Annotated in this window: 17 protein-coding genes; 10 read left to right on the top strand and 7 right to left on the bottom strand. The window is 35.6% G+C overall.

The features are described 5' to 3' along the window. Nucleotides 1–112: 112 nt before the first annotated feature. Nucleotides 113–409 carry a GNAT family N-acetyltransferase gene (locus BW936_RS08890; protein ID WP_076548050.1) on the top strand — a complete coding sequence of 99 codons (297 nt, stop codon included), beginning with the start codon at nucleotides 113–115 and terminating at the stop codon, nucleotides 407–409. A gap of 34 nt (nucleotides 410–443) precedes the next feature. Here BW936_RS08890 and mtaB read toward each other — a convergent pair whose 3' ends face one another. From mtaB to BW936_RS08875, 3 genes are all read right to left on the bottom strand, one after another. Beyond that, nucleotides 444–1,772, bottom strand: a complete 1,329-nt coding sequence (gene mtaB, locus BW936_RS08885) for a tRNA (N(6)-L-threonylcarbamoyladenosine(37)-C(2))-methylthiotransferase MtaB (protein ID WP_076548049.1) — start codon at nucleotides 1,770–1,772, stop codon at nucleotides 444–446. An 83-nt stretch (nucleotides 1,773–1,855) separates the two neighbouring features. Continuing rightward, nucleotides 1,856–3,031, bottom strand: coding sequence for a GlmU family protein (locus tag BW936_RS08880; protein WP_076548048.1), 1,176 nt, complete (start codon nucleotides 3,029–3,031; stop codon nucleotides 1,856–1,858). Nucleotides 3,032–3,176: 145 nt separating this feature from the next. Further along, nucleotides 3,177–3,449, bottom strand: a complete 273-nt coding sequence (locus BW936_RS08875; protein ID WP_036155087.1) for a type B 50S ribosomal protein L31 — start codon at nucleotides 3,447–3,449, stop codon at nucleotides 3,177–3,179. Nucleotides 3,450–3,630: 181 nt separating this feature from the next. Here BW936_RS08875 and BW936_RS08870 point away from each other — a divergent pair, with 181 nt between their 5' ends. The 7 genes from BW936_RS08870 (at nucleotide 3,631) to BW936_RS08840 (ending at nucleotide 10,349) form a co-directional block, all read left to right on the top strand. Further along, the gene (locus tag BW936_RS08870; protein ID WP_076548047.1) at nucleotides 3,631–4,152 is read left to right on the top strand and encodes a DUF4199 domain-containing protein; all 522 of its coding nucleotides are present in this window, start codon (nucleotides 3,631–3,633) and stop codon (nucleotides 4,150–4,152) included. 46 nt (nucleotides 4,153–4,198) lie between these two features. After that, nucleotides 4,199–5,158, top strand: coding sequence for a glycosyltransferase family 2 protein (locus BW936_RS08865; protein ID WP_076548046.1), 960 nt, complete (start codon nucleotides 4,199–4,201; stop codon nucleotides 5,156–5,158). Between the two features lie 43 nt (nucleotides 5,159–5,201). Beyond that, complete coding sequence (locus BW936_RS08860; protein WP_076548045.1) at nucleotides 5,202–6,911, top strand: phospho-sugar mutase; 1,710 nt, start codon at nucleotides 5,202–5,204, stop codon at nucleotides 6,909–6,911. Further along, the gene (locus BW936_RS08855) at nucleotides 6,911–8,740 is read left to right on the top strand and encodes an ABC transporter ATP-binding protein (RefSeq protein ID WP_076548044.1); all 1,830 of its coding nucleotides are present in this window, start codon (nucleotides 6,911–6,913) and stop codon (nucleotides 8,738–8,740) included. The genes BW936_RS08860 and BW936_RS08855 overlap by 1 nt, the downstream gene beginning before the upstream one ends. 96 nt (nucleotides 8,741–8,836) lie before the next feature. Beyond that, nucleotides 8,837–9,379, top strand: a complete 543-nt coding sequence (locus BW936_RS08850; protein ID WP_076548043.1) for an RNA polymerase sigma factor — start codon at nucleotides 8,837–8,839, stop codon at nucleotides 9,377–9,379. A gap of 33 nt (nucleotides 9,380–9,412) precedes the next feature. After that, complete coding sequence (locus BW936_RS08845) at nucleotides 9,413–9,919, top strand: hypothetical protein (RefSeq protein ID WP_076548042.1); 507 nt, start codon at nucleotides 9,413–9,415, stop codon at nucleotides 9,917–9,919. Then, the gene (locus tag BW936_RS08840) at nucleotides 9,912–10,349 is read left to right on the top strand and encodes a hypothetical protein (protein WP_076548041.1); all 438 of its coding nucleotides are present in this window, start codon (nucleotides 9,912–9,914) and stop codon (nucleotides 10,347–10,349) included. The genes BW936_RS08845 and BW936_RS08840 overlap by 8 nt, the downstream gene beginning before the upstream one ends. Here BW936_RS08840 and BW936_RS08835 read toward each other — a convergent pair whose 3' ends face one another. Continuing rightward, nucleotides 10,350–11,372, bottom strand: coding sequence for a WD40/YVTN/BNR-like repeat-containing protein (locus BW936_RS08835; RefSeq protein WP_076548040.1), 1,023 nt, complete (start codon nucleotides 11,370–11,372; stop codon nucleotides 10,350–10,352). Between the two features lie 155 nt (nucleotides 11,373–11,527). Here BW936_RS08835 and BW936_RS08830 point away from each other — a divergent pair, with 155 nt between their 5' ends. After that, a complete protein-coding gene (locus tag BW936_RS08830) occupies nucleotides 11,528–12,742 on the top strand; it encodes an RsmB/NOP family class I SAM-dependent RNA methyltransferase (protein WP_076548039.1) in 1,215 nt (404 codons plus the stop codon). Nucleotides 12,743–12,815: 73 nt separating this feature from the next. Here BW936_RS08830 and BW936_RS08825 read toward each other — a convergent pair whose 3' ends face one another. Both BW936_RS08825 and BW936_RS08820 read right to left on the bottom strand, forming a co-directional pair. Further along, nucleotides 12,816–14,408 (bottom strand): zinc-binding metallopeptidase family protein, encoded by a 1,593-nt coding sequence (locus BW936_RS08825; protein WP_076548038.1) that lies wholly within the window; start codon nucleotides 14,406–14,408, stop codon nucleotides 12,816–12,818. A 167-nt stretch (nucleotides 14,409–14,575) separates the two neighbouring features. Further along, complete coding sequence (locus BW936_RS08820; RefSeq protein ID WP_076548037.1) at nucleotides 14,576–14,959, bottom strand: winged helix-turn-helix transcriptional regulator; 384 nt, start codon at nucleotides 14,957–14,959, stop codon at nucleotides 14,576–14,578. Nucleotides 14,960–15,301: 342 nt separating this feature from the next. On the opposite strand from BW936_RS08820, the gene purL reads away from it, so the two are divergent. After that, the gene (purL, locus tag BW936_RS08815) at nucleotides 15,302–19,021 is read left to right on the top strand and encodes a phosphoribosylformylglycinamidine synthase (RefSeq protein WP_076548036.1); all 3,720 of its coding nucleotides are present in this window, start codon (nucleotides 15,302–15,304) and stop codon (nucleotides 19,019–19,021) included. A 78-nt stretch (nucleotides 19,022–19,099) separates the two neighbouring features. On the opposite strand, the gene BW936_RS08810 is transcribed toward purL, so the two are convergent. Next, the gene (locus BW936_RS08810) at nucleotides 19,100–21,697 is read right to left on the bottom strand and encodes a DUF6923 family protein (protein ID WP_076548035.1); all 2,598 of its coding nucleotides are present in this window, start codon (nucleotides 21,695–21,697) and stop codon (nucleotides 19,100–19,102) included. Between the last annotated feature and the right edge of the window lie 74 nt (nucleotides 21,698–21,771).

Genomic DNA, 21,771 nt, shown 5'->3' with positions numbered 1-21,771 from the left:
AAAAACACATCTATTTCTATGTGTTATATCCTATACAACATTTACTAAAGACTAATTACGATATGAGAACATCGTATTTTTTTTGTCTAAAAGCAACATTAAAATTATCTATATGAACGATGTTATCATTAATGACAATTCTTTTCTACGCCAATTTGAGACAACCGTAGAAGGTCATTTGGCCAAAATTGAATATTCTTCTCAAGAGCGAAAAGTTTTTCTTACTAAATTAGTTGTTCCTGAAGAAATTACAGATGAAGGTTTTAAAGAAAACTTTATCAAAGCCGTTCTAAGTATTATTCAAGAAAAAAATCTTAGAGTTGTTCCTACAAGTCCTCATATAGCAGGATTTCTTCGCAAGAACAGAAGACAATACAAGGAAATGTTACCTATTGGTATTCGAATCTAAAAAATTAAAAGCCTTTCATTTGAAAGGCTTTTTTTTATGCTTTTACTTTTTCATTCACAAAATTAAAACGAACTAGACCATCTTTATCAATTGTAGTAAGTCTTACCTTGTGTAACGTATTTACCAGTTCAGGATTCCACGGTGATTTTACTTTTACGTAATTCTCGGTAAATCCATGAATGTACCCTTCTTTGTTTTCTCCTTCAAATAAAACTGAAAGTTCATTTTCTAACTGGCTCTCATAAAATGCACGTCTTTTCTTAACAGACAATCCACGTAACATTTTACTTCTTTTGCTTCTAACTTTATTAGGAACTACACCATCCATTGTAGCAGCTGGCGTGTTATCTCTTTCAGAATACGTAAAAACATGCAAATAAGAAATATCCAAATCATTCAAAAAATGATACGTCTCTAGAAAATGTTCCTCGGTTTCTCCCGGAAACCCTACAATAACATCAACACCAATACAGCAATGTGGCATTACCTCCCTGATCTTTTCTACTCTCTCCTTATAAAGATTCGTCATATAACGACGCTTCATTAATTTTAGAAGATCATCACTTCCACTTTGCAAAGGAATATGAAAATGAGGTACAAAGGTTTTGCTTCTAGAAACAAATTCAATGGTCTCGTTTTTTAATAGATTGGGCTCAATTGAAGAAATTCGTAAACGATGAATACCATCTACATCATCCAACGCTTCTACTAGATCTAAAAAAGTATGTTCATGTTTTTTATTACCGAATTCTCCTTTACCGTAGTCTCCTATATTTACCCCGGTCAATACAATCTCCTTAATTCCTTGCGCTGAAATATCTGCTGCATTTTTAAGAACATTATCCAAAGTATCGCTTCTAGAAATACCACGAGCTAATGGAATTGTACAATAGGTACATTTATAATCGCACCCATCCTGAACTTTCAAGAAAGCCCTTGTTCTATCACCAATTGCATAACTACCAACATAAAAATCAGCATCGGCAATTTCACAAGAGTGCACCCTACCGTGATCATTTTTGGTTAAATCATTTATATAATCTGTAATCTTAAATTTCTCCGTAGCCCCTAAAACCAAATCCACCCCGTCAACATCAGCCAATTCTTCCGGTTTCAATTGCGCATAACAACCTACAGCCGCTACAAAAGCATCAGGATTTATTTTTTGTGCCTTTTTTACAATAGTCTTGAATTTTTTATCGGCATTATCGGTTACAGAACACGTATTTATAACATACATATCCGCTTCTTCTGAAAAATCTACCCTATCGAATCCCTCGTCTGCAAAACTACGGGCTATGGTAGAGGTTTCTGAAAAGTTCAACTTACACCCTAAAGTGTAAAAAGCCACTTTCTTCTTCATCTAAATCATCTATTTAAAAACGCAAAAATACTTAAACCAAACTCAGTCGCATTACAACAATCAAATAAGTTTACAACTACTTCCTAATACATTCTCCACTTTTTTGTTATCTCAAATACATGGGTAAGAATATCAGCATCAACGTCGTTAAATTCCACTCCCCTTCTAGCCATCATCACTTTAGCCGCATCAAATGCCTTTACTGGCTGATAAGCCGTAAAGCCAGTTGCGCCGCCCCAACTAAAACTTGGTACAAAATTTCTAGGAAAACCTGGAACATATATATTAGAATTTACACCTATAACAGTCCCTGTATTAAACATAGTATTTATGGCTGTTTTACTATGATCACCCATCATAAGTCCACAAAACTGTAATCCGGTTTGTTCAAAACGCTCTGTTGCATAATCCCATAAACGAACTTTTGCATAATTATTCTTAAGGTTGGAGTTATTGGAATCTGCCCCAATATTACACCACTCACCCAGTACGGCGTTCCCCAAATATCCTTCATGCCCTTTACTAGAATATCCAAAAATAACCGAGTTACTAACCTCTCCACAAACCTTGCTGTACGGACCAATAGTGGTTGCCCCATATAGCTTACCGCCCATTTTAATAATGGCATTATTACATAGTGCCAAAGCACCACGTATAAGGCTACCCTCCCAAATTTCAGAATTTTTCCCCAAGTAAATAGGTCCGTCGGTAGCATTTAAAATACTAAACTCAACTTTTGCCCCTTCCTCTAGAAATATACGCTCTGGATGAACTACCTGATTCGTTTTTGAAATTGGCTGACTTTTACGCCCTTGTGTAATAAAATCGAAATCGGCTTGTAGTATAGCTGCGTTTTTTTCAAAAATATCCCAGGTGTTATTGATTTGAACAAAATTATCATGGAATTCAATTTGTTTAAAACCACTTAACTCATCAGAATTTTTGACCGATGCACCAGAATATGCTATTATTAAATCTCCTGACTTTATTACTTCACCCTCCTTCAATGAACTGACAATTTTTACCAAACTCTCAGATGGTAAAACAGATGCATCTATAAATAAATTAAAATCTTCTAACTTAACTGGATACTTGACACTTAAATATTCTTCCGTAAAAGATGTTACCGAAACTTTTAAATAGGCCTCCCACCTTTCTTTCAAGGTCATTATACCAACACGAACTTCAGAAACGGGTCGCGTAAATGTAAAAGGTAAAAGATGATCTCTACGAGGACCGTCAAAAAGGATAAAGTTCATACAAGATGATTTTTTTGTCAAAATTAACAAATATCCAAAGAGCATCTATATATATTAGATAAGTTCCAGTATTTCAAAGTTAAACGCAAAAAAAACGCCTTCGAAAATTTCGAAGGCGTTATATGTAATAGAAAGAATAAAAATACTATTCTTCTTCTTTTTTCTCTTCTTTAACAAACTTCTTGTACTTGTTCTTGAACTTGTCAATACGGCCTGCTGTATCCAATAATTTAGATTTACCTGTGTAAAAAGGGTGAGAAGTTCTTGAAATTTCCAATTTTACCAATGGATACTCAACTCCGTCAACTTCTAAAGTCTCTTTAGTATTTGCTGTTGATTTTGTTAAAAATACTTCTTCGTTAGACATGTCCTTAAAGGCCACGATTCTATAATTTTCTGGGTGTATGTCTTTTTTCATTTTAAAAACTTTAACGCACCCATTCCGACGGGCACTCATTTTAAGGCTGCAAAAATAGTGAAATTCTATCAACAGACAATTACAAATGTAAAAAAATATTAAAATTTAATTTTACCACTTTTGTAACAATATTGCTTAACACCATACTAACAAACAAAACAACCTATAATCACTTTGTATCATGGAAGAAAATCAACCGAAAACAGGAAAATTTGCAATGAATTACGGCTTACTCACCGGACTAATCGGTGTTGTATTCGGAGTAATGCTTTTTGTAATGGAGATGCATTATGAGCAAGGGGCCGCTATTCAAATTACCCAAACCTTAATTTTAGCAGCTGGAATTATTTTTGCAATTATTCAATTCAAGAAAGCAGGTGGCGGATTTTTAAGTATTTCCAATGCTTTAAAAGTTGGAGCCGGTGTTGCACTTATAGCTGCAATAGTTGGATTATTATATTTCTTTATACTATCTAATGTTATAGAACCTGGCTATATGGACAAAGTTTATGAAATAGGTAAGATTAAAGCAATGGCAGACAATCCTAGCCTTACCGAAGAACAAATTAATCAAGGGATAGAGATGAATAAGAGTTTTGCTTGGATTTCATATCCAATATTAATTATTATCAATGTTCTTATCGGGTTAATTTTTGGTCTAATAACCGGCTTAATCTTGAAAAAAGAAGAAGCTGCTTATTAATGCTAAGTAATTGTAGTATTTTTGGAGAACATACCAGAAGTTTCGCATGCAATTATCAATAGTAATTCCTTTACTTAACGAAGAAGAGTCACTTAAAGAACTTCATGATTGGATTGTATCCGTAATGCAATCCAATCATTTTTCTTATGAAATACTGTTCGTTGATGATGGCAGTACAGACAACTCTTGGAATATCATTTCAAAATTATCCAATCAAAATCCTGCTGTAAAAGGAATTCATTTTTTACGTAACTACGGAAAATCGCAAGCATTACATGCCGGATTTAAAGCTGTGGTAGGAGATGTAATCATTACCATGGATGCCGATCTACAAGACAACCCAGAGGAAATTCCAGAGTTATATAATATGATAACCAATGAAGGTTATGAATTGGTTTCTGGGTGGAAAAAGAAACGTTACGATTCTATCCTCTTTAAAAACACACCTTCTAAATTATTCAATTGGGCAGCTAGGCGTACCTCTGGAGTACGACTGCATGATTTTAACTGCGGTCTAAAAGCATACGCAAAAGACGTTGTCAAGAACATTGAAGTCTCTGGCGAAATGCACAGATACATTCCTGTCCTTGCCAAAAATGCAGGCTTTTCAAAAATTGGTGAAAAGGTAGTACAACACCAAGCACGTAAATATGGTAAAACAAAATTTGGTATAGAACGCTTTATTAATGGATTTCTAGATTTATTGACCATTTGGTTCGTTTCTAGATTTGGCAAACGACCTATGCACTTGTTTGGGGCATTAGGCGTTTTAATGTTTTTGATCGGATTTGGATTTGCTATCTATTTAGGTATAGATAAAATGTTCATTAACAAATTTGGCAGATTAATAACCGATCGTCCACAATTTTACATCTCACTTATAGCCATGGTCTTAGGAACTCAATTGTTTCTAGCAGGATTTATAGGAGAAATATTAATACGCTCTAAGAAAGAAGAAAAAAGATATATCGTTTCAGAAGAAATAAACAACCAACTGTTAGAATAGTAAAATTCTTACTATCTTGATTCCACATAAAACTATAAACCAAATGGATAACATCCTTAATACTGCCAAAACCTGGCTTACCGATTTTTTCGACCCAGCTGTAAAAAAAGAAATTGAACACCTTATTGCCAACGATAAAGAAGAACTGAACGACCGTTTCTATAAAAATATGGAATTTGGCACCGGTGGTATGAGAGGCGTAATGGGCGTTGGCACCAACCGTATTAATAAATATACCCTGGGTAAAAGCACACAGGGTCTTAGCAACTATTTAAACAAAGTATATAAAGGCAAAGAAATTAAAGTTGTTATCGCTTTTGATTGCCGCCATAATAGCGACACGCTCGCAAGAACTGTTGCAGAAGTATTTTCTGCCAACAATATTAAAGTGTATTTGTTTTCAGATTTGCGTACTACCCCAGAACTTTCGTTTGCGGTAAGGCATTTAAATTGTCATGCCGGTATCGTATTAACGGCATCGCACAACCCGCCAGAGTATAATGGTTATAAAGTGTATTGGACCGATGGCGGACAAATTGTACCACCACAGGACGGAGAAATTATTTCCGAAATAAACTCCCTTGATTTTGAAGACATAAAATTCACACCCAACGATAGCTTAATTGAAGTAATTGACAAGGAAGTGGATGAAGCATTTATTTCACAATCTGTAGCTGCCGGAAATTTTAATGCTGCCGGAAAAGACGACTTTAAAATTGTATTTACAGCATTGCACGGAACTTCAATTACCGCTATACCGGAAGTGCTTGAAAAAGGAGGCTATAAAAATGTAACTATTATAGAAGAGCAAGCTAAACCTGATGGGAATTTCCCAACGGTAAAGTCTCCTAACCCAGAGGAACCTGAAGCACTTTCTATGGCCGTTAAAAAAGCAGAAGAAATTGGTGCAGATATGGTTGTGGGTACAGATCCAGACAGTGACCGTTTAGGCATTGCCGTTCGTAACCTTGATGGGGAAATGGAAATTGTTAACGGAAACCAAGCTATGGTTTTAATGACAAAATTCCTTCTAGAAAAAAGAAAAGAAAAAGGATTTAAAGGCAATGAATTTATTGCGACTACTATTGTTTCTACTCCTATGATGGAAGCTATGGCCAAAGCGTACGGAGTAGAATTTAAAACCTCTCTTACCGGCTTTAAATGGATCGGTAAAATGATCAAAGATTTCCCTGAATCTGACTTTATTGGTGGTGGTGAAGAGAGTTTTGGCTACATGGTTGGTGATTTTGTTCGCGATAAAGATGCGGTTACCTCTACCCTATTGGCTTGTGAAATTGCTAGCCAAGCAAAAGCTAACGGCAGCTCTTTCTACAAAGATTTAATTCAATGTTATGTTGATTATGGTTTCTATAAGGAACATTTAGTTTCTATTACCAAAAAAGGGATTAGCGGTGCTGAAGAAATTAAGCAAATGTTGAAGGATTTCAAGGAAAACCCCGTGGAATCTGTTGCTGGCTCAAAAGTGAAGTGGATTGAGGATTATAACACTTCAACTGCCAAAAATGTACTGACAGGCGAAGAAATAACTATTGATATTCCAAAATCTAACGTTTTAATCTACGAAACTGAAGATGGCACAAGAATTGCCGCTAGACCAAGTGGAACAGAACCAAAGGTAAAATTCTACATTAGTACCAATACGAAATTGGAAAAAACTGAAGATTATAAAAAAGTAGCAGCAAAGCTTGAGAATAAAATCAAGAGCATTCTTGCTGAGCTTAATTTAGCTTAATGAATTATTTTAAAAAGATTCTTCGCTTTGCGAAGCCCTACAAGATATATGCGGTTTTAAACATTATATCTAACATTTTTTATGCGCTGTTTTCAACCTTGGCAATGATATCATTATTTCCAATGTTGAACGTGCTTTTTAAACAAACAGAAAAAATATATACCAAACCACAATGGAACGGTATTACGGATTTAAAGGATTACGTAACCAACTCTCTAAATTTTTACATAACGGAACAAAGTCAATATAGAGATTCTGGTGAAGTACTCATGATCATGGTTGGCTTAATTATTACCATGTTTCTTTTAAAGAACCTTTTTAATTACTTAGCCATGTATTTCATTACATTTTTACGTAATGGCGTGCTTAAGGATTTACGTAATGAACTATATGACAAAACAGTAGAATTACCTATCTCTTATTATTCCGAAAAGAGAAAAGGAGATACTATAGCTCGTATAACATCTGATGTATTAGAAATTCAACACTCCTTTTTATCGGTGCTGGAGCTCATTGTAAGAGAACCATTAACAATAATATTTACAATTATAGCCATGCTTGCTATAAGTCCTAAATTAACATTGTTCGTATTTCTTTTTCTTCCACTTTCTGGATTTTTAATTTCATTAATCGGAAAATCATTAAAACGAAAATCAGACAAAGTTCAAAACGAACAAGGTTATTTCCTATCTATTTTAGAAGAAACTTTGGGGGGATTACGGGTTATAAAAGCCTTTAATTCTGAAACGGTATTCGCCAAAAAATTCCAAGCTTCTACTAAACGCTTTTTTAATTTTTCCAATAGCTTATTAAATAGACAAAACTTAGCCTCACCTACAAGTGAATTCTTCGGAATTGCTGCCATAGGAGTCATCCTTTGGTATGGAGGACAAATGGTTCTGGTAGATAAAACACTAGAAGCTGAACTCTTTATTACATACATGGCATTGTCCTATCAAATATTAACGCCCGCAAAGGCTATAAGCAAAGCTTCATACGGAGTCAAAAAAGGAAATGCGGCAGCAGAACGTGTACTAGAAATATTAGAAACTGAAAACCCTATTTCTGAAATTGAAAACCCAATTCATCAAGAAGCATTTAATACAGCCGTCAACATCAATAATATCTCATTTAAATATGAAGATGATTACGTATTAAAGAATTTTAACTTAACCGTTGAAAAAGGCAAAACCGTTGCCCTAGTTGGGCAATCTGGTAGCGGAAAAAGTACTATTGCCAATCTTGTAACGCGCTTTTATGATGTCAACAAAGGTGATATCAGTATTGATGGCAATAACATTAAAGACCTTAGCAAAAAATCGTTACGTGGTTTATTAGGGTTGGTTACACAAGATTCCATCCTATTTAATGATACGGTTAAAAACAATATTGGATTAGGGAAAGAAAATGCCACTGATGATGAAATTATTGAAGCAGCCAAAATTGCAAATGCACATGATTTTATAATGGATCTTCCCAATGGTTACAATACAAATATTGGTGATAGCGGCAATAAATTAAGTGGCGGTCAAAAACAGCGTTTATCTATTTCTAGAGCTGTTTTAAAGAATCCTCCAATCATGATTTTGGACGAAGCTACCTCTGCCTTAGATACTGAAAGCGAAAGATTAGTACAAGATGCCCTTGAAAAAATGATGAAGAACAGAACATCTATTGTCATTGCACACAGACTTTCTACCATTCAAAATGCAGATACTATAGTAGTCCTACAAAAAGGAGAGATTGTTGAGCAGGGAACGCATACAGAACTTCTAAAACGTAATGGTACTTATAAAAAGCTGGTGCAAATGCAAACTTTAACTTCTTAAAACAAATACCAAATTCTGAAAATCCGATTTATATTAAAATCACATTAAACCTTTATACATCTTCATGGTCTAAGAACAAACAAACCTCATTTCTAGGTGATTGAAGAGGAAACATTAGTATTAGAGTTAAAAACGAAAGATAAGCAGGCACAAGCTTTTGAGGTATTGGTAAATACTTACAAAGAGCGTCTGTATTGGCAGATTCGTGGTATCGTTTTAAGCCATGATGATGCCGATGATGTTTTACAAAATACTTTCATTAAAGTCTATAATAATATAAACGGATTTAAAGGAGATAGTAAACTCTTTTCCTGGATATACCGTATTGCAACTAACGAAGCTTTAAATTTTATAAAACAACGGGCAAAATTGCAAGGTATTTCCGATACCGATTATCAAGATAAGTTGGTGTCCAATCTAGAAGCAGATGTATATTTTGAAGGAGATGAAATTCAACTTCAGCTGCAAAAAGCCATTGCAACCCTACCTGAAAAGCAAAAGTTAATATTTAATATGAAATATTTTCAGGAATTGAAATATGAAGAAATTTCTGAAATATTAAATACCTCTGTAGGTGGCTTAAAAGCTTCATACCATTTAGCAGTTAAAAAATTAGAACGCTATCTTAAGGAAGACTAAACCTTTTATACAATTGATTGTCAAAGTAGTATCATGAACAAAAACCAAAAAAATCCGTTTAATACTCCAAAAGGCTATTTCGATAGCTTTGAAGGCAAATTAATGGACAAATTATCTAAAACAGAAAGCACTATCCCAAAAGGAAGTGGTTTTAAGGTGCCGGATAATTATTTTGAGAAGTTCAATGATCACCTGAATGGAAGGCTTGAGAATGAACCTAAAGTAATTCCGCTTTTTTCAATTAAGAAAATAATAGCTGTAGCTGCCTCAATTGCCGCTATTGTTTTCATTTCTTTAGAATACGACCAATACGCATCAAACAAATTAAGTTTCAGTGATTTAGCCAATACCGATATTGAAGCTTATTTTGAAAATAACGATTTTGAGCTTTCACCTTATGAAATTACAGAGGTTTTACCCGTAACAAATACGGAATATTCAGATTTTTTAAACTCACCTATCCAGAGCAATAATCTTCTTGATTACTTAAATGAAAATGTAAGTGATTTTGATGAAATAAACATTGAAGACAATGAATAAATTTATAATAATCATATTCTTATCTATTACTTCTCTTTCTTTTGGTCAAAGAAACAAAGATTGGGAAAAGATAAATACCTTAAAAGTGGCTTTCATTACTGAAAAACTATCTCTAAGCAGTAAGGAGGCGCAAGATTTTTGGCCGGTATACAATGAGTATCAGGAGAAAAGAAATGATTTACGTAAAAAAAACCATATTCAAATTAGAAGTAAAATAAAGGATGCCCAAACCCTTACCAAAAAAGAAGCCGAAAATCTTTTAACATTACACATTAAAATTGAAGAAGAAGAACAAGTTTTGGAAACTAATTTTCTAAAAGAAGTCAGCAAGGTCATAACTGCAAAAAAAACGCTCTTATTACTAAAATCGGAAGAAGAGTTTAAGCGTCAATTAATAAAACAGTATCGCCATAATAAAGGTGGTAAATAACTACTTAAACGTTAATTTAGAAATACGATTCTTACCTGCCGCATAAGCAACTGAATCATTTTTAAAGCGTATGGTATAAAAAGGTTCGTCAGATAGCTCTTCCCAGATTTTCCCCATATTAAACGAATATGATATTCCTGTAAACCCAACAGCTACTAGCCCGGATCCGTTTGATCCAGGAATAAATTGAACACAACTTTTGTACCCCGGTTCAATACCATCAGCCATTAGATTCCAAGTTTTACCGCCATCTAGTGTCATTGCCTTGTTCCCTTTAGCATTATTGGGGCTAGTGTAATCTCCACCAATAGCAAATCCTAAATCCTCATCATAGAAATCAATGGAATAAATGCCTTCTGTTGGTTCAGCATTTCTAATGGGAGTTTGATAAGCTTTCCATGATTTTCCTTTATCCGAAGAATATAGTATTCTTCCAGATGTAGTTGCTATCCACACTTTGCTCCCCTTGGTACTAATGTTCGTATTACTTGCAGCAAAAGCACCTTCACCCTCTATAGCCTCCGGCAATTGGGAGCACGGTACTTTTGTCCAAGTTTTTCCGCCATCCGAAGTTAAAATAACACTCAAGCATCCAGCTATTGAATCACCTATAGCAATACCGTCTTTATCGTTCAAAAATGTCATTGCATCATAAAAGACACCTTCGCCTTCCTCCTTGTACACCAGTTTCATTTGCCCATTGCCTTCTGTTTTATATAAAAGTGCCGGTGACGCAATAGAAAGCATAAAAAAATCATTAGACGTATGAGCAATTGCCCTAAATTCAGGTAAGCTATCATGGTATTTCTCTACATTTGAACGCACTTTTCCAGAAGATAAGTCAATGGTACCAAAAGTACCTTTATTAGCCGCAAAAGCTAAACTATTACCCATCAATTCTATTGCTCTAATACTTAAGGAATCTGAATATATTGTTTCAATAGTTACCGAATTAAAGGTTACAGGTGGGGCTTTTTCTGTACATGAAATCAATAAAACAATCAAAAGAAAGGTATAACGCATGGTATTCTAATATAAAGTTGATCAAAAATAAATGGAATCGCTGCTAAAACAATACCTTTGCAGCCATAAATTTTAGGAGGACACAAGCCAATTTAAACTAAAATGGATTTACTGGCGGCTTCATATCTTCTGACAAATTAATAATATCTATTTTAATGAAATTACACAGAAATTTGGTGTTTGCCGTAATCGACGCCCTAAACCTTATATTTAACGAAAACGAATACGCCGATAAGGTGGTTCAAAAAGTATTACGTTTCGACAAACGCTGGGGCGCCCGTGATCGTGGCTTTATTGCCGAGACTACCTATGAAATGGTACGTTACAAGCGTTTATATACTGAAATTGCAGAAGTTAAAGCTCCTTTCAGCAGGCCTGACCTGTTTCGTATGTGGGCGGTATGGGCGGTATTAAAAGGCATTAAACTACCAGACTGGAAGCAGATAGAGCCAACCCCCGAACGTAGAATTAAAGGTAAATTTGATGAGCTTTCTCAAATTAGAAAATACAGAGAGGCGGTACCGGATTGGATCGATGAATTATGCGAAAAAGCTTTAGGTGAAAAATTATGGACCGAAGAGCTTGCTAAACTTAATGTGCCTGCCGATGTTATTTTGCGTACAAATACATTAAGAACCAACAAAGAAGAATTGCGTAAAGCACTTCTAGAGGAAAATATTGTTGCCGAACCTATTAAAGGACATCCTTCTGCATTAAAATTAGTTGAGAGAGCAAATGTGTTTGTTACTCAAGCTTTTAAAAACGGAATGTTTGAAGTGCAAGATGCATCATCTCAATTGGTTGCCGAGTTTTTAGATGTTGAACCCGGGCAACGTGTAGTGGATACCTGCGCCGGCGCAGGTGGAAAGTCACTGCACCTAGCTGCTTTAATGGAAAACAAAGGTCAATTGATTTCTATGGACATCTACGGAAGCAAATTGAAAGAACTTAAAAGACGTGCTAGACGCAATGGAGCACACAATATTGAGGTTCGGGAAATAGATTCTACCAAGGTATACAAAAAGCTGTATGGCAGTGCCGATAGAGTGCTTATCGATGCTCCTTGTACCGGATTAGGAGTCCTTAGAAGAAACCCAGATTCTAAATGGAAAATGCAACCAGAGTTTCTAGACAAAATTGTAAAAACGCAACACGAAATCATTAGAAACTACAGTAAAATTGTAAAGCCAGGCGGTAAAATGGTTTATGCTACTTGTTCTATTCTTCCTCAAGAAAACAGCCAACAGGTACAGTCTTTCTTAAAATCTGAAGAAGGAAAGGATTTTACATTACTAAAAGACAAAAAGATATATGCTTCTAAAAGTGGCTATGACGGATTTTATATGGCATTACTAGAAAAAAGTATATAGTAGTTTATAAATTTAAAAAGGCTTTTAATTCTAAGAATTAAAAGCCTTTTTTCATGGATAGTATTCAATATACCTAATTCTTTAATGTTGGATATTCAACACCCAACTGTTCCAAATACGTGTCATATTTGGTTTCATCATAATAATACTTTTCCAATTCTGACCTAAATTGATCTTGCTTATCCTTATTCAAGTAAATTGGAGGCATATCACTTTCAGAGATCATAGGTTGATACTTGGTTTCTTTTTGCTGCTCGTTATTAAAATAATCCCATGCACCTTGCATTAAATCTGGCTTCAATAAAAAATCGATTATGGTCATTGCCTCTACCTTAGCTCCTGCTACAACACCTTTATGCGCTATAGGTGTTGCCATGGCAATTGCATTGCTCCAATGATGTCCTTGCAGCCCTGGTATATTTGAAGGGTACCGCAAAGTTACGGTAGGTACTTTCCAAGAAATATCCCCTATATCATCAGAACCACCACTAATTGGCTCAAGAACCGGAAGTCCCAATTCATCTAATTTTACAGGTAAACCTTCGGTTTTTTCAGAGTTGACTTCCGTTTGTACCGCTTTAGCCAGCTGCTGATCAGCGTCTGACCATTCTGGCAGTCCCACTTCTTTAATATTTAAATACATAGTCTCGGCAATCACCTTATTATAATATCTTGGCCATGCCGTTCCTAAAACTTTAGATGTCATTGTTGTACCTGTCATTAATGCTGCACCCTTGGCCATATCATTGGCCATCGCGTACATCTCCATAATACCCTCATATTTTATATCTCTAAAATAGAACCAAATTGCTGCTTTAGACGGCACAACATTTGGCTGATCACCAGCATCTGTAAAGATGGAATGTGACCGTTTTAGAGGGTGTAAATGTTCCCTTTTATAATTCCAAGCAATATTCATTAATTCAGCAGCATCCAAAGCACTTTTACCTCTCCAAGGTGATCCTGCGGAATGTGCCGCTTCACCATCAAAGGAATATTCAACAGATATTAATCCTGTTCCCCTTGTGGGTCCATAAGACACGCCAAGATTATTACCTACATGAGTAAAAATACACATATCTATATCATCAAAACGGCCATCTCTTACGTACCATGCTTTGGCAGCTACGAGTTCTTCTGCAATACCTGGCCAAACCAAAAGCGTACCGCCAATGTTCTCACGTTCCATAATTTTTTTAACCGCTAAGGCAGATGAAATATTCATAGGGATACCAGAATTATGACCTTCCCCATGTCCCGGAGCTCCTTCTACTATTGGTTTGTGATAAGCCACACCCGGATATTGTGATGCCTTTGGTATACAATCAACATCACTACCTAAAGCAATTGTAGGTCCTTCACCATTGCTCCAAGTTGCAAACCAAGCAGTGGGAATTCCTGAGATGGACTTTTCAATCTCAAATCCATTTTCAGACAGAATACCTGTCAAATATTTGGAGGATTCTACTTCTTGAAAGCCTAATTCAGAAAAACTAAAAATTTTATCGACCATTACTTGAGACTGCTTTTTGTTGTTTTCGACAATAGCAGCCACCTCAGTTTTTAGTTTTTCAATTTGCTTGTTTGATCTTTTCCTTTGCGCATACAAGCCAGTAAATGCCAATACATAGCATGTAATTGCCAATAGTGTAATTTTTTGTTTCATGGTGGTTTTGAATTAGTTGCTAGAAGTTACATAAATTGATGGTTACATGGGTGTAAACAATCAATTTTTATCAAATTCAAAACCTGAGTACCCTATTTTTAAAGTTATAGGAAATTACATAGCAGTAAAATCCACAATTAAAATCCCAATAGGTCTTCTAAGGAATATTAGAAAAGTGGCAACTGCTGATTTTGTGTACTTTCAGGAGCTTCTTTAACCTTGGTAGCTTCTACATTCACTGTAATTTGTTTTTGTCCCCAACGTGCCATAGCCTGAACAACGGGTAGCAATGATTTTCCTAATGGAGTCAAGGTATATTCAACTCTTGGGGGAATTTCACCATACAACGTACGATCCAAAACACCTGTGCGTTCTAATGATTTAAGTTGCTTACTTAACATTTGGCGATTAATACCCTCTATTTCTGCAAAAAGCTTGTTAAAACGGTTAGTGCCTTTATGAATGTGATACAGAATTATTGGTTTCCAATTACCGCCTATCATATCCATACAATAATCAAGTGCCTGTATATCTTTATTTTGCTTTGCCATGCTATTCTACTTTTTCAAAACAACTAAATTTTGTTGTCATGTCTAAAATTAAATCAGGTCCAACAAACACATTCATAGTGTTATCGCAGTAAAATCCTAAATTTCATACTGTTAAGCAAACAACCTCAAAACAAATCCGCAGAGTATTGTACTGTAAATTGTATTTGAATTTCGATAGACCAGTAAATTTTTGTTCCAGAAATAATTTTGAAGGATAAAGGTAAAACAAAATCTCACTAATTTCATTAACAATTGCTGTTTAAAAGTGTTTTAGATTACCGTAAATATTAGCCAGTAAAGCCTTAATTTTGTATTTCAAAAATCAATACCAGAGATACTACAATGATTCATTTTTTTGGGGAACCTAGCAAAAAGATTTTTGCGGTACAGACCGCTAAGGAACTTACACAAGAAGACACAAATAAACTTATATGGTTGTTTGGCAACCAACCTAAAATAAATGCGGCGTCTCTTGACGCCTTTTTTGTTGGGCCTAGAGCTGCAATGATTACTCCTTGGAGTACCAATGCCACAGAAATTACTCAAAATATGGGGGTTTCTGGAATTATACGGATTGAAGAATTTAATGCTGTAGAAGAAAAATTTACAGATTACGATCCTATGATATCTCAGAAATATAGCATTCTAAATCAAGAAGTATTTGATATTCAGGTAGCACCAAAGCCTATTTTGAATATTGAAGATATCGCTGCTTTCAACAAACAAGAAGGTTTAGCTCTTAATGATGAAGAGGTTGATTACCTTGAAAACCTTAGCAAAAAGTTAGATAGAAAGCTTACTGATTCTGAGGTATTCGGATTTAGCCAAGTAAATTCTGAACACTGCAGACATAAAATATTCAATGGTACTTTTATTATTGATGGTGAAGAAATGCCTTCTTCATTATTTAAATTAATCAAAAAAACTTCTCAGGAGTCCCCTAATGATATCGTATCTGCCTATAAAGACAATGTAGCCTTTGTAAAAGGTCCTAGAGTAGTGCAATTTGCTCCTAAAACAGCAGACAAACCAGACTTCTATCAAGAAAAAGAGTTTGATTCCGTAATTTCAATAAAAGCAGAAACACACAACTTCCCCACTACCGTAGAGCCTTTTAATGGTGCGGCAACCGGTGCTGGCGGAGAAATAAGAGATAGGTTAGCTGGTGGTAAAGGTTCTTTGCCACTTGCCGGAACTGCCGTTTACATGACCGCTTATTCCCGTTTAGAGAAAGAAAGACCTTGGGAACAAGGAATGCAAGAGAGAGATTGGCTTTACCAAACTCCTATGGATATCCTTATAAAAGCATCTAACGGTGCTTCTGATTTTGGAAACAAGTTTGGACAGCCATTAATTTCTGGATCTGTTCTAACGTTTGAATATGACGAAGCTTCTACTCCTTTCCAATCAACAGAAGATAAAACCATAACTGCCCTCAATCACCGTAAATTAGGATATGATAAAGTAATCATGCAAGCTGGTGGTATAGGCTATGGTAAAATTGAACAGGCTATAAAAGACAAACCTGAAACAGGTAACAAGATTGTAATTTTAGGTGGCGACAATTACCGTATTGGTATGGGTGGTGCGGCTGTGTCTAGTGCAGATACGGGAGAATTTAGCTCTGCTATTGAACTGAACGCTGTACAACGCTCCAATCCAGAAATGCAAAAGAGAGCAGCCAATGCTATTCGTGGAATGGTTGAGAGCGACGAAAATACTATTGTTTCCATTCATGACCATGGTGCTGGCGGACACCTAAATTGTTTGTCTGAATTGGTTGAAGAAACCGGTGGGAAAATAGATCTTGATAAGTTGCCCGTAGGTGACCCTACCCTTTCTGCAAAAGAAATTATTGGTAATGAATCTCAAGAACGTATGGGTCTTGTAATCGGTGAAAAAGATATTGATCACCTTAAGCGCATTGCTGACCGTGAGCGTTCGCCGATGTACGAAGTTGGTAATGTTACGGGTGATGACCGATTTACTTTTGAGTCTAAAACTAACGGTGATAAGCCAATGGATTTAGAATTATCGGATATGTTCGGCAGTTCTCCTAAAACGGTGATGACGGACAGTACGGTAGTACGCGATTATAAAAATGCTGAATACTCATTAGAATTTTTTCATGATTATTTAGATGCTGTGCTTCAATTGGAAGCCGTAGCGAGTAAAGATTGGCTTACAAACAAGGTGGACCGTTGTGTTGGTGGGCGTGTTGCAAAACAACAATGTGTTGGTCCGTTGCAATTACCATTGAACAATTGTGGTGTAATGGCGTTAGATTTTAAAGGTAAAGAAGGAATTGCCACCAGTATTGGACACTCCCCTATTTCTGCCCTAATAGATCCAGCTGCAGGTAGTAAAAATAGTATAGCAGAATCCTTGACCAATTTGGTTTGGGCTCCGCTGAAAGACGGATTGGCTTCTGTTTCCCTTTCTGCCAATTGGATGTGGCCTTGCAAAAATGATGGTGAAGATGCGCGTTTATACAATGCGGTACAAGCAGTTTCTGATTTTGCTATCGATTTGGGAATTAATGTTCCTACAGGAAAGGATTCTCTTTCCATGAAACAAAAATATAAAGATGGTGATGTCATTTCTCCAGGTACCGTAGTTATTTCCGCTGCTGGTAATTGTAGCGACATTACTAAGGTTGTTGAACCCGTTTTACAGAAAGATGGTGGTGCTATTTATTACATCAATCTATCTAAAGACAACTTTAAATTAGGTGGTTCTTCTTTTGCACAGACTAGAAATAGTATAGGTAACGAAACTTCAACCATTACTGATGCTGCATATTTTAAAACTGTTTTTAATGCGGTTCAATCTTTAATAAAAGATGATAAAATAGTAGCAGGACATGATGTTGCTTCAGGCGGTTTAATTACCACCCTTTTAGAATTATGCTTTGCAGATACTGATTTGGGAGCTAATCTTGACCTAACTAGTTTAGGTGAAGCCGATACCATAAAAATGTTATTCTCTGAAAACGCCGGTATAGTTTTTCAAGCAAAAGATGATAGCATAGAAGCTATTTTAAAGTCTAAAAATATTGACGTTACAAAAATAGGTACAGCAACGAACCAGGCTACCCTTACCATTAAAAATAATGGTATGGAAATGGGACTTAACATTGAAACCCTACGTGATACTTGGTTTAAGACCTCCTATCTTTTAGACAATCAGCAAACCGCAAATGGTTTGGCCAAAGACAGATTTGATAATTATAAGGTACAACCTTTACACTATAATTTTCCTTCAACAACACCTATTCAACTTCCAAGTAGATCTATAAACGGTGCCACATGCAGACCAAAAGCAGCTATTCTACGTGAAAAAGGAAGTAACTCTGAGCGTGAAATGGCAAATGCCATGTATTTAGCAGGGTTTGATGTAAAAGATGTTCACATGACCGATTTAATTTCTGGTCGTGAAAACCTTGAAGATATTCAATTCCTAGGTGCTGTTGGTGGTTTCTCTAACTCAGATGTATTAGGAAGTGCAAAAGGATGGGCCGGAGCTATTAAATATAACGAGAAAGCTAATACCGTCATCAAAAACTTTTTCGCTAGACCAAATACCTTATCTATAGGTATATGTAATGGTTGCCAGTTGTTTATGGAACTGGATCTAATTAATCCGGAGCACGAGACTCACGGAAAAATGACGTATAATGATTCTCGTAAGCATGAGAGTAACTTTACTTCCGTAGAAATTCAGAAAAACAATTCTATAATGCTTTCCTCTTTAGAAGGTAGTAAATTGGGGGTATGGATCTCTCATGGTGAAGGTAAATTTGCCTTACCACAATCTGAAGAAAACTATGATATCGTTGCCAAATATGGTTATGAAGGTTATCCGGCAAACCCAAATGGTAGTGATTATAACACCGCTATGCTTTGCGATAAAACTGGTCGTCACTTAGTAACTATGCCACATATTGAGCGCTCTATCTTTCCTTGGAACTGGGCACATTACCCAACGGATAGAACGGATGAAGTGTCACCTTGGATAGCGGCTTTTATCAATGCAAAAGAGTGGGTTATTAATCAGAAATAACCACATAAAACTATTTAAAGACAAAAGCTGTGCACTCCCTTTTCTGGGGTACACAGCTTTTTTAACAACCAAAACGTATTATCTTACCAAGAGCCTTCCGCTCCATATTTTTTCTTTAGAGTTTTGTAATTTATAGAGGTACAACCCTGGAGCTAAATTTTTTCTTTCTATAATTATTTCATTTTGCCCGGCTATACTCTCACCTTCCATATGGTGGTTTCCAAGTAGCCTACCGCTTAAGGAATAAATATCTAATTGGTAGGTATCTGCTTTCTCTTCATAAAAGTATAAGCTAGAATTTTCTATCATAGGATTTGGATAAACTACTGACCTGTTTAAATCAGAGTCAATAAATTTTTGGCCCGGCTCACGATTATGAAAATCTATATGCTGTAGTTCTATCGATTTCTCTTCCGTATACCCATTCTTTGCAACAAGATTGAACGATAACACTTTTATATCCGAGAAATCAGTACTTGCATCTAAATCGTTTTTGAAATCGATATCAGACAATGTATAAACATCCATCTCACTACCCAAGCTAATAGTTGTTTTATACATTGAACCATCACCTTTTATCAATTGTATTTCAAGAGTACCCGTTCCTTTAGCCTCAAAACTTATTTTGCCGTAATCACTTAAATCTACAGCTGTAAACCTTGGACTCAAAGCACGGTACACCCCTATGTAATTACTTGTAGTACCTTCTAACTTTATATTTCTTTCTATAGGATAGCCTTCTCCTATGTAAGGACCGTCTGCAGGTAAAACTTCATAACTTGCAACAGTGGTTTCCGCTGCAGAATCATCTAAGCCCCACGGAGCGTCCGCAACAAACAAATCATCTGGTGTAGCTCCTAAACCTGAGGTAATCCTAAAGCCTAGATCAAAAAGCGTACCTGTCTTTAGAGCTACAGAATCTAAATAACCCTCAATATCCGCAGTTACTCCCAATACCTCTGTATCGCTAGTTTCCGTAAGTTTTAAGCCCCCTTCTAAGTGAATACTTTCAGAATTGTTGTTGTTAACGATATTCAACAATACTTCACCGTTCTTATATCTAGCAGACTTTACAAATACCGGTGGCGGGGTAGATCCATTATACTGAGTAATATTAGCATTAACCTCTAAGAGGTTTAAAATTTCATCTGCCAGCAGTAGCAAATCATCTACTGAGTTTGACCAAATCTGAAAATTATAATATGCAGTATCACTAGCATAGGCATCAATGTTCCAATGAGATTCTATGGTAAAATTATCATCTTCATTAATTCTAGCAGAAAAAGTCAACGCAAATTCTAAGTTACCATCCGGTTGTTTAATAATCGACTTAATAAAGTTCTTTTCACGTAATTGAATATTAGAAACCGATAATAACTGCGCGCCAAGAAAACGATCACAAATAAACTTACTGTGCTCATAGACCTTATTATCTGTCTTAATAACCATTAACGACCCTAAGTTTTCTGAACCATTTAAGTAATCTACAGAATAGATATCAGATGCATTTGTTAAGTCCAGTAAATCGCTTGGCGAAGATTCAATGGTACTCGTTTCACCAACAACACCTAAGGGTACTAGCGTGTTTAAAGGAATCTCATTAACTTCTGTTTTAGAACTTAATCCGTAATACGCGTTCTTAACAAGCTTCTTGGCATTTAACTTATCAAATACATAATTGGTCTTAGCTCTATTGAAGTTTCTTTTACTTATTAAGTTAGCCAATCTATCATTGCTTTCCAACCCTCCTTTATTAGCACTAGAAGTAGCTACGATTACAGGACATGCAGCAACACCAGAGCATGAAGGATCATCACAATCTACTAAACCGTCGCCATCATCATCTATTCCATTTAAACAATCTTCTTGGGGAACAGGGGCTGTTGGACAACGAGCACCATCATTACTAGATGCTGCAGGACCGAAAGCAAAAATATTTGATTGTATTACCCCAAATGATATATCTTGAACATTATTGATTATGTAGACTGTACCTGTCTGATTTGCTGAAATATAAAAATTGCCATCAACATCAAAATAAACAGCACCATAAGCATAATTTAACCCATCTAATATGGGTACTATACCTAATATTGTTACAATTCCTGTTTCAGGATCAATTTTATATAAAACATTTGTTCTTCTTTCAACAGTGTACAACATACCATCTGCCGCGTTGAAAGCCCAATCTGCAATAGCCAAACTTTGACTTAATTCAAATGCTCCTAGATATTCAAGATAAGTTGGTGAATCTGGATTTATATCTACCTTGAAATATGAAGATCCACCAGCTTTAAAATAATAAACACCATCTGGAGAAATGTCACCCACATATTTATTACCTGTTGGTAATTCTGGAATGGTATATTGATCTACAGTATAATCTTTACCAATACGGACAATCGTTCTTGACGGGGTAGATAGATATCCCCATAAAAAACCATCGGTAGGGTTATAGCCTACTCCATTGACATTTCCGGGTGTTATATTTTCAGCAACCATATAAGAGCTACCAGAAGCTAAATCTAAAGCATAAATATCATTATATTGAAATAAATAAGCATTGTAATCACAATTAAACGGTTCTGATTGTGCCATCATACCAACCCCAAAAGAAGAGAAGAACAGTATGGCAAGAGACTTTAGATATTTTTTTTTAAAGTAATTTTTTTTCATGTTTTCTACGCCTTGTGATATTAAGTTGTTGACAAACCTAATTCATTATACTTAGGAAAATTCCTACAATAAGT

Origin of the sequence: Maribacter ulvicola (assembly GCF_900155985.1) — a bacterium.
Classification (GTDB): Bacteria; Bacteroidota; Bacteroidia; order Flavobacteriales; family Flavobacteriaceae; genus Maribacter; species Maribacter ulvicola.
Note: the sequence above shows the minus strand (reverse complement) of the source record. Positions and strands in the feature narration are given on the sequence as shown.

Bases quoted from the DNA above. Each gene is read 5' to 3' on its own strand.
- BW936_RS08890 (WP_076548050.1), top strand. From the start codon at position 113: ATGAACGATGTTATCATTAATGACAATTCTTTTCTACGCCAATTTGAG.
- mtaB (WP_076548049.1), bottom strand. From the start codon at position 1,772: ATGAAGAAGAAAGTGGCTTTTTACACTTTAGGGTGTAAGTTGAACTTT.
- BW936_RS08880 (WP_076548048.1), bottom strand. From the start codon at position 3,031: ATGAACTTTATCCTTTTTGACGGTCCTCGTAGAGATCATCTTTTACCT.
- BW936_RS08875 (WP_036155087.1), bottom strand. From the start codon at position 3,449: ATGAAAAAAGACATACACCCAGAAAATTATAGAATCGTGGCCTTTAAG.
- BW936_RS08870 (WP_076548047.1), top strand. From the start codon at position 3,631: ATGGAAGAAAATCAACCGAAAACAGGAAAATTTGCAATGAATTACGGC.
- BW936_RS08865 (WP_076548046.1), top strand. From the start codon at position 4,199: ATGCAATTATCAATAGTAATTCCTTTACTTAACGAAGAAGAGTCACTT.
- BW936_RS08860 (WP_076548045.1), top strand. From the start codon at position 5,202: ATGGATAACATCCTTAATACTGCCAAAACCTGGCTTACCGATTTTTTC.
- BW936_RS08855 (WP_076548044.1), top strand. From the start codon at position 6,911: ATGAATTATTTTAAAAAGATTCTTCGCTTTGCGAAGCCCTACAAGATA.
- BW936_RS08845 (WP_076548042.1), top strand. From the start codon at position 9,413: ATGAACAAAAACCAAAAAAATCCGTTTAATACTCCAAAAGGCTATTTC.
- BW936_RS08840 (WP_076548041.1), top strand. From the start codon at position 9,912: ATGAATAAATTTATAATAATCATATTCTTATCTATTACTTCTCTTTCT.
- BW936_RS08835 (WP_076548040.1), bottom strand. From the start codon at position 11,372: ATGCGTTATACCTTTCTTTTGATTGTTTTATTGATTTCATGTACAGAA.
- BW936_RS08830 (WP_076548039.1), top strand. From the start codon at position 11,528: ATGAAATTACACAGAAATTTGGTGTTTGCCGTAATCGACGCCCTAAAC.
- BW936_RS08825 (WP_076548038.1), bottom strand. From the start codon at position 14,408: ATGAAACAAAAAATTACACTATTGGCAATTACATGCTATGTATTGGCA.
- BW936_RS08820 (WP_076548037.1), bottom strand. From the start codon at position 14,959: ATGGCAAAGCAAAATAAAGATATACAGGCACTTGATTATTGTATGGAT.
- purL (WP_076548036.1), top strand. From the start codon at position 15,302: ATGATTCATTTTTTTGGGGAACCTAGCAAAAAGATTTTTGCGGTACAG.
- BW936_RS08810 (WP_076548035.1), bottom strand. From the start codon at position 21,697: ATGAAAAAAAATTACTTTAAAAAAAAATATCTAAAGTCTCTTGCCATA.